Consider the following 1,244-nt stretch of genomic DNA (forward strand, 5'->3'; position numbering starts at 1 on the left):
TTTCAACAAGATGTCCTGGGCCTTTTGGATCTCCTGGTAGTCCAGTAAAGATAAGGTATCTTGGATGGTGTTTTGGTCTAGACTGGCCATCTTGTTGGCGATAGTTGCAAGGGAATCGTTTTTGGCGAAAGGACGGTTGGCGTCAATGGCATTGTAGTGGCTATTTAAATACAACCATTCGTCTAGGTAGGCGGTGCGTAAATCCGTCCAACCTTTGTAACCCAGTTTCTTGGCTACCCGGATGAGACTGGTTGGATTGGTATGGGTAATTTCTGCGAGATGCGTAGTCGTTAATTGGTCGAGTTTTTCTGGATGTTCAATCATGTATTGCACTAAGGATTGTTCAGCGTGGGAAAAGTGAGTGGTTTTCATTTGTTCAATTAGCAACATAACGGTGCCCCCTTTTTACAGATAATAGCATATTTTGTGTAAGGGTGACACAAGAATTTCAATTAGATGGGCTTAATTTGTGTTTGGCCTTACTATTTGATTTGTTCATGTTGTAAAGGGTTACAATTTCGAATATGATGAGGGTAATCACATTATAGGAGGTTACACAGGATGGCTAAAGGGTTAAAAATTGTCACAATCGGTGGCGGTTCTTCGTATACACCGGAGTTAATTGAGGGTTACATTAAACGTAAAGATGAGATGCCAATTGATGAGATTGTCTTAGTGGATATTGAGGCAGGGCAGGAAAAATTAAATATTGTTGGGGAAATGGCTAAGCGAATGGTGAAGGCTGCTGGTTTAGACTGGAAGGTTACCTTAACTTTAGACCGGTTCAATGCCTTGAAAGATGCGGACTTTGTCACAACGCAATTTCGTGTGGGCTTGCTGGATGCACGGGTGAAGGATGAACGTATTCCTTTATCTCACGGGATTTTAGGTCAAGAAACTAATGGTGCTGGTGGGATGTTGAAGGCCTTTAGAACCATTCCGATTATCGGTCAAATTATTGAAGATATGAAAGTACAATGTCCGGATGCTTGGTTGATTAACTTTACCAATCCAGCTGGGATGGTCACTGAAGCAGCGATTAAACAATTCGGTTGGAAGCGGACAATTGGTTTATGTAATGTGCCGATTACCCACTGTATGGATATTGCTGGGCAGTTGGATGTTGAACAGGAAGACTTGTTCTACCAATTTGCTGGTATTAACCACTTCCACTGGCATAAAGTTTGGGACCGTCAAGGCAAGGAATTAACAGCTAAAGTCATTGATTTACTATACAAAAAATT

General features: G+C 41.6%; 1 protein-coding gene and 1 pseudogene. One reads left to right on the forward strand and one right to left on the reverse strand.

The window, feature by feature from the left end:
• Positions 1 to 390 (reverse strand): MurR/RpiR family transcriptional regulator (locus ACRCJ0_RS14395; protein WP_431390899.1); only part of this gene is annotated, 390 nt, incomplete at its 3' end.
• A 171-nt stretch (positions 391 to 561) separates the two neighbouring features.
• Here ACRCJ0_RS14395 and ACRCJ0_RS14400 point away from each other — a divergent pair.
• A pseudogene (locus tag ACRCJ0_RS14400) lies at positions 562 to 1,244 on the forward strand (6-phospho-beta-glucosidase); the annotation flags it as partial.

It is taken from the genome of Aerococcus sp. L_32, assembly GCF_050689315.1.